General features: G+C 47.9%; 6 protein-coding genes. All 6 read right to left on the reverse strand.

The features are described 5' to 3' along the window. On the reverse strand, positions 1–1,068 hold a 1,068-nt coding region (locus DW870_RS09420), incomplete at its 3' end, for a glycoside hydrolase family 25 protein (RefSeq protein WP_304485490.1). Positions 1,069–1,335: 267 nt separating this feature from the next. After that, complete coding sequence (locus tag DW870_RS08415) at positions 1,336–3,546, reverse strand: N-acetylmuramoyl-L-alanine amidase family protein (RefSeq protein WP_117877451.1); 2,211 nt, start codon at positions 3,544–3,546, stop codon at positions 1,336–1,338. 80 nt (positions 3,547–3,626) lie between these two features. Then, positions 3,627–4,754 carry a hypothetical protein gene (locus tag DW870_RS08420; protein WP_117877453.1) on the reverse strand — a complete coding sequence of 376 codons (1,128 nt, stop codon included), beginning with the start codon at positions 4,752–4,754 and terminating at the stop codon, positions 3,627–3,629. Between the two features lie 577 nt (positions 4,755–5,331). Then, on the reverse strand, positions 5,332–6,258 hold the full coding sequence (locus tag DW870_RS08425; protein WP_117877455.1) for a DUF4365 domain-containing protein: 927 nt from the start codon (positions 6,256–6,258) through the stop codon (positions 5,332–5,334). 615 nt (positions 6,259–6,873) lie between these two features. Next, entirely contained in the window at positions 6,874–7,515 is a 642-nt protein-coding gene (locus tag DW870_RS09285; RefSeq protein ID WP_022094837.1) for a hypothetical protein, read from the reverse strand. 143 nt (positions 7,516–7,658) lie between these two features. After that, positions 7,659–8,014 (reverse strand): hypothetical protein (locus DW870_RS09515; RefSeq protein ID WP_233547412.1); only part of this gene is annotated, 356 nt, incomplete at its 5' end.

Genomic DNA, 8,014 nt, shown 5'->3' on the forward strand with positions numbered 1-8,014 from the left:
TACGGGGCCGCGCGCCAGCGCGCCGGATCCCGTCGCGTAGTACCAGGTACCGCCGTCGAATAGCCACCCGGTCGCCATGGCGCCGGACGAATTAAACCAGTACAGGGAGCCGTTGCACGCGTGAAGGCCGGTAGCCATGGCACCGCCCGCGTCGGGCTCGAGCCAGTACCACGTGCCACTTTGAAACAACCATCCGGTATACGCCTTGCCGTTGGAGGCTGCATAATACCAGGTGCTGTCAATTAGTTGCCAATGATAAAGGGAGACATCAACATACGCGTAGTTCATATCAACGTTGCCGTTGATTCCAGGGACTTTTCCGTTGCTCTTATACTGCCAAAAACTGTAATTGCCGGTATAGTCACATTGCGAGTTATATTGAGCAATCCAATGATCCCAAGAACCACTCTTAAATACAGGGTCGGTCAATATCTTGGTAAACCAATTTAGGTTTGCATAAATGCCTGGCTTATATCCAGCAGCAGAAATCTTATTACAAAAAACCTGCGCCCTCGATGCAATTCCGGATTGACGACCATCTGCAATAATTGTCTTGTCCTCAAGATCGTAATACACCGGCAATCTTGGATTATGCCCAGAAAGGCAATTGATCACCATTGATGCCTCATCGGCTGCCTGTTGATTATCAAAAGCATATGAATAGATATAGACGCCGTAGGGAATTCCGAGTCGCTCGCACTCAGAAATATTTCGATTAAATTGATAGTCAACTCGACCGCCCCAAGATGGAGCGCCAAACCCAACGCGCAGAATAGCGAAATCGATACCAGAAGCCTTAACAGCATTCCAGTCAATACGTCCTTGATGCTCACTGACATCGATGCCCTGCGCCGTAGCCCCATCGGGAAGAATGTCCATGGACAATAAGGCTATTCCATCTTCTTCGGAAGAAGCATCCTCTGCGACCAATTGCCCATCCTCATAACGCCAGGAATTCTCAACTAGGGACCGCGCAGCTTCCGCGTTCGAGGGGAAAACAAACACAGAAATGGGCGCAAGGACCATCAGCACCAACAATGCCGAAAATAACTTAAGATGTTTGCTCATGTAAACCTCGTCATTCGTTCTTGTTTGCGTTTAGCTTACAGCATGGCTGTGAAAGATTTCCGAACATCCAACTGGACAAGATGCCATCTAGGACGACAAATAACTGCACGCAATACCACAATGTAAACAAGAACTTCCCAGCAGGGTGAAACCAAGGACTCCTAGTCCCTACTCTTACCCCCCCCCAAGAATACCGACTTCAAATAAACTTTCAAACTAGATGTCAAAAAGGTAGGGGACCCAGAGAGTCCCCTACAACTCAGAATTCTAACGAATCAATATTACTTTCGATGGACCCAAAGCGGTCAAACCGGAGATGCGGTTTCCATAACCATCACTATGCCAGAACAAATTTTCGCTCGGCGAATTGCCCCAGAAAAAGCCAATGTGGCTATCGTCGGCATATGGGTTGTAAGGATTGAAGAACACAATGTCCCCCTTACGAGCCAAGCCACTGCGCAACAACTCATCAATAGAGTTGAAATAAGTCACGTTCGCGCATGTATCGATAGCGTAGCCGTACCAACGATAAGCGTTAACGCAGCCGCCCCTTCCGGGACCTCCACTCCAAGGGGAATGGCTCTGCTCGGCGGCAATGGGAGCTAAATTACCGCCCGCTTTCATATACGCATGCGATACAAATCCGCCGCAGTTCATACCGGTATACCCATCCCAACGAGGATCACCCTTTGGATACATGCATGTTTCTTGGCTAAGATGCGTATCGTAGGGTGTTCCACGGTAATAGCCATCGTTTTCGTGGCTCATAAGCCAATTGACCAGGCTGGACCTATTAACCCCCAAAACAGAACCAGACGTATTCAACCATGCACCACTTGCATTGAAGTAGTAGTCGACGCCATCGATTTTCAGCCACCCGTTAGCAAACATAGCGCCCGAAGGCTGAAGCCAGTACCACGTGCCGCGGTCATTGAGCCATCCGGTCTTCATCTTGTAGGTGGAAGGATCCATCCAATACCACGCACCGTTAACATATTGCCAACCAGACTTAAGGACACCATTGGAAGATGCGTAATACCAAGTATTGCCGCTTTCGTCAGAAGCGTCTTTCGACATAATCCAACCAGATGCTACATTGACGGCACCGTTTACATCCGCATAGAAAACCGCGTCTCCAATATGAATCACACCTGGCAATGAAGACGAGTCAGCACGATCAGCGACTACGGGAGATCCATCAGATGAAGTAGGCAACGGCTCGCTCAGTGCTCCAGACGATTTCGCCCATGCCATACCGTCGCTCAAGTTAATCCAGCACGAAGATGCCATCGCACCGGAATCATAAGAAAAATAGCGCGTGTTTCCTACCGCGAATTCACCAGTACACATTGCGCCGGATACATCATCAAGGTAATACCAGGCGCTTCCGAACTTTATCCATCGTCCTCGTTGAATAGCTCCATTTGATGCGGCGTAATACCAAGTACCATCAACAAGTGCCCAGCCTGTTGCCATGGCGCCTGAACTCGTAAGGAAATAGGTGGACGACTCCACTTGCATAAAGCCCGTGAGCATAATATGGCTTCCTGGATCCAGGTAATACCAAGAATTCCCTAGAAGTAACCAGCCTCCATGCAGTAAGCCGTTGGAGTCAGCGTAATACCAGTTGTTTTCAATAAGAGCCCACTGGGAGGAGAGCATGGCCCCTGAGCTGTTAAAGCTATAAGAAGTGCCATTACATTCTTTCAACCCGGTGGCCATAGAACCGTCTGCAGGATCAAGCCAGTACCAACGACCCCCATCCGAGAGCCAGCCTTTCACCATGGCACCAGAGCCGGAGAAATAATGCCAGACGGAAGCATCAAGGTGCCATCCGATAAGCATTGCGCCAGAAGAGGAGAATCCATACGTGGCTTCCCCGATCTGCAGCATTGTATCGTGGACCATCTTGCCCTCATCATCCAGCCAATACCAGTTGCTGCCGTCTGAAAGCCAGCCTTTTACCATGGCGCCAGAACCGGAGAAATAACGCCAAGCAGAAGTGGGGCCTGTAGAATCTAGGTACCAGCCGACACGCATTGCACCCGAAGAGGAGAATCCATAAGTTGCACCCCCGACTTGAACCAATCCATCCTGAGCCATTCGACCTTCGTCGTCGAACCAGTACCAGCTACCGTTTATGTGTCTCCAAGAAGAAACAGCGATTGTTCCGTCGGACAAGCCCCAACGCCAATAACCAGCCCCTTCTTCGGGTGATATCCACCCCTGATGCCAAACAATTTGATTCGAAACCTCAGAAGGGGTCTCATTATCAACCTGAGAGTTCTGCTCGACAGCGAAGGTCGATTCGCGCTGAGCATCAACGCCTGACTCGACAGAAGCAATAGCAACGTTAGATGCGGGACCTTCGTCAGTGTTATTCGAATCAAGGGCGTATAACATCGAGGGCGAACCCAAAAGGAGTCCCAAAGAAACAAGGCCCGAAAAGACCAACACCCCGAATGAGCATTTCTTCATAGCAGCACGGTATCCATTCACGCAGCGACCCCGTCACCTCAGGGCAACGGGGCCTCAATCAAAACTAGCTCAATAATGCGTTAGCCAATTTGTTGGCAGTTCTTGCACTCTCGTAAAGTACCGCGCTTCCGGGCCTCCTGGATAGAGATCTGCGAATAGCCCTTTGCGTCCTTGCCAACGGTACGACACTTATGCGTATGGTAAACATCGCTACCGCTCTTATACCAAACTAAACCGTAGTCCGGAATCCACTTGCCGTCCTCGCCGACATAGTAGGAGCCAACCCAGGCATTCGTAGCCATGGCGCCGGAAGACTGGAGGTAGTAGTCGCCGACCCAGGCGTCGTGGGCCATAGCGCCGGAACCGCTAAAGTAGTACCAGGCGCCGCCGACCTGACGCCAGCCGGTGGCCATCGCACCGGAATCGTCGAACCAGTACCAAGAGCCACCCAGGCTGCGCCAGCCGTTAGCGACCATGGCGCCCGAGCCGTCGAGATAGAACCACGCACCGCCGATGTTGAGCCAGCCAGTGGCCATCGCGCCGGAGGCGTTGGCGTAGTACCAGGTGCCCGAATCGTTGATCCAGCCAGTTAGCATGACACCGTACTCATTGAAATAGTACCAAGTTCCACCGATATTATGCCAACCGGTCAACAGCTCGCCGCTGGAAGTCGCATAGAGCCACTTTCCATAGATGGAGTCATAAATCCAGCCACTATGCTGCATGCGGCCATCAGCATTGGCGCCAGGGGTGTTCAGGAAGTAGTTTTTGCCATCAATCTGAACTCGGCCGTATGCCATATCGTGGTTTTCGGGATAGAAGTAGTACCAATCCCCGCCGATAAGCTGCCAGTTCGACACCGCGGTCCCGTCAGCGCCAAAATAGTACCAAACGGCTTCGTAATCGTTATACCACTGGTTCGTGACCATGACGCCAGTCTCGGGATCGAAATAGCGAAGGTTGCCGTCCTCGCACCGAACGAGTCCGGTCTGCATCGAGCCATCGTTGTCGAAATAATACGTTCCAGCAGGACGAGAAACAGAGAAACCTGTCAAATTGCGAGACTCGCTATGATCAATATATTGAAGACCAACGAGAGAATCAATATCAGCAAATGAGGGCGCCGGGGCAACCGTCATGCAGGCGGCGGCAAATACAGCAACTCCCAGCGCTGTTAGTCCTCGCCATCTTTCTCGAAGGTTATTCATACGACATCCTTTCTCCGAGATTTAAGGCTCTCTTAAGTTATTCTCAGACTATCAATTTAGTTTTTCAACAGGGAATCGATAAAAGGTATCTTTGTGACTGCAATTTGATGAGAGCCGCCACGTCCTTGCCGTCCCGTGCATTGTCGACAGCAACGTCTTATGGCACAAACCGGATATCCTTTTCGGCGCAAATCGTTTGAGCAGGCGGCACGCGGAAGGAGTGTGTAGAGCGGTTTTCTGCTGGCTGCCAGCCACGGCATCCTTTCGGAAACCTAATTGCCGCCGGAATTAAAGTCCCCGGCGCGGACTCACCTTATCTCCCCGACGCGGGCTCGATATCCTCTCGGATATCTAATCGTCTTGGACTTTTACCTGCCCAAGCACAGTACAACTTTTACGTGCCGCCACACGGAGCAAGGCTCGGGGATTATTCTCTAAAAACCATGCTTTCAAAGCAACTTAGGCACAAACGTAGTCAAACAAAATACCTTTCAGGTCTTTCTTGAAGATAAGCACTAGATTAAAGTATCCGACAAGAAATCCCGCATTACATTCAACCCGCAGAAAAAACAGAGCACTAATACTCCGCCATGCCTTCGGACTCATATAAAAACCTCATATGATCGACATCGAATCTAAGTGATAGCACATCTATAGATTTGCGTACATCAGAACACAGGCAAACGAATTTAAAAAACGAATCAGTTAATTCGCTTTCAAACTCTTTGTCGCATATACGTTTTCCAAGCTCAATAGCTTGGCTCAATTTAGTAGCGACAAAGTGGTTGGAAATTAAACCAAGCATGTTATTAGCCTTCTCAAGGTTACCAAGAACAGGCAAAACGTATTGTATTGCGAAATCTAATGTGACGGTATCATCCTCAATATAATTCGGAAGTCGATACGCTAAATCACATGTATTTATATAATATTTGATCCATGACTCTTTCATTTTTGGAAACCGAGAGATATGGATTAACCGACTTTCAGCAGAGGTATCGCCCAATCTATTAGAAGTTGGAATTAAAATAGTATTTGACCTTTGCTTTCGCCAAGACGAATTATCGAAATTCAATCGAACACGAATATACTCTTGCAACCAGACAAAATAGCACGCTCCATCATCCGCTAAAGAACATCTAATTAAAAGAAAAGGTATTGCAAACATTTCAGCGTATAAAAGCGTCTTCGTATCAATGGAAAATGGAATTTCAGGTTTATCTTCGAGTGGCTTGTTTGTTCCCTTCACCTGAATTGCCATTAATTCACCAGTAGCGAATCCGTTTTCAAAGCGCTCAAAAATTTTATCGATTCCAAAATCACGTTCTGTTAAGTCTCGAACAACCCAGTTTTCAGAAGGCATAAGGGAGGTGACGAAAGAGCATGCCTCTGTATCAATTATGTGGCTATTTGGACGTTTCGGAGGATATGCCATAAAAATCAGCTCCATCAGCCTTAGCGCAAGAGCACCTAATAACGACAAAATAAAGATAACAACCAACATAATTAGACTGCATGTCAGTTGATATCGAATAAGCGGTTAAGGACACAATAACCAATAAAACAATAGCACTCACTGTGTCCAGGGGCATGGACCATCTCCTCCATCCTTCCTGCTCGAGCACGTCAGAGTAACCACCCGGTGAAACCATTGGCCGAGAGCTGCGCCCCCAGTCCCCGGGAAGCGGCCCTCTTGATTAAACTGCTCAGTATTTCGTGCTCACGGGCTCAATTCCCGGTGACCACTTGAGTCACTTCATAGTAGAGAGCAACGACAATGTCGACGCTGCAGGTCTTAAGAATACATTCGCAATAGATGTTCCGGCTGTTCACGCCACTGCAGTGAAGCTGACCGGCCTCGGCTTCTATGATCGAATTAAGCACCTGATCGGAGAGCCTGCGGATAAGCACCAGCTGTCGATCGTCCCGTCGCTGAGGTGGGGCTCAGCGAACATGTCGGGCGCGGCGTCCGCTAAGATCTACATTGCGGTCCTCATCCTTCTCAAGAACCTTCCTTGTGGTTATTTCAGATTCTAGTGCGAAAGCCGTTTTGCGTCAGGCAGACGTCATCACCCCCCCACGCTTACGCCATCTATTTTTTGTGCGATCCAAAGTATCGCTAGCTCACGCTCTTCACTATCATCAAATTTGCAGGTCTCATATTTGATGTTTCATTCAGCTCCTTAGAATCGATAACCAAATCCCATTGTCCATTTTGGCCCGGCAATGATCGGCAAAGTTGTTTGTTAGGTATACGAAACAATCGATTAACTGGAGTCAAACGCTTAACTCCAAAACATTTCAAACTGACAATTTCGATACATAATAAAGCTGCCAGTGAATTCAAACAGTTCTCCAAATTAGCTTTTCTAAAATACGTACCACGATCATGTTTCACAGCGTTATAGCTATCCCACCAAGTTAATTTTGCATACATTCCATTTATCCACGCATTAAAAGGTTTGAGTGAAATACTCTGGTTAATCGCAATGTCAACTACCTCATTTACAAAGGCAATATCATTCAAAGCAGACAGGCACTCGAATGCTTCCTTGATATTAGATGGTCTATTTCCGGATCGAAGTTCGACATAATCTTTAAAAACCGAATCAAATTCAGAACAAATCGATAAAAGCATCTTTGCAAATTCAACTGAATAAGTTGAGAAATTATCGTTGCTCAGCTCAACATAATTAAAGGAATTAACAAGCTCTCTTTCAAGAACCAAGTAGTAATCCCAATTTGATAAAGATAAACTCATAGACAAGCAACTCCCGTTAACGTAAATTACACCAAATTATCTTTCGAAATGCCCCCGTAGATATAGCAATCGCCAGCTCAGAAGTCTACTGACGCCCGATTCAGCTGACAAATAATTGACTATACGGCACTATTAAAGGATAACTAGCACTGTTCATCTACAGGAATATCCAGTTTATTCGCCGCGCAAATGCAAAGCTCTTTATCCTCTTGAGTCATCCTGCTCCCAAGAATAACTCGCAACGGCTTGCATGGGCGTTGTACATAATTCATCTCAAGCTCATCTGGCTCTGGTACAAGACGGGCACGATATTCGTTCTCCCGCTCAAACACACTGCCCTTTCTGTAAATTGCCCGTAGATCACTAAGCATGTCATCACTGCTCACATTAAGACCAAGCATCCTAGCAGCAGTCCAAGCAATTTGAGGGTCGCAATTAAATGGTGACGCATAATTTCTTTCGCAAATTGACAACCGCATAGCGGAACACGGCCCGCGCC

The organism is Collinsella sp. AM38-1BH (genome assembly GCF_003467545.1).
GTDB lineage: Bacteria > Actinomycetota > Coriobacteriia > Coriobacteriales > Coriobacteriaceae > Collinsella.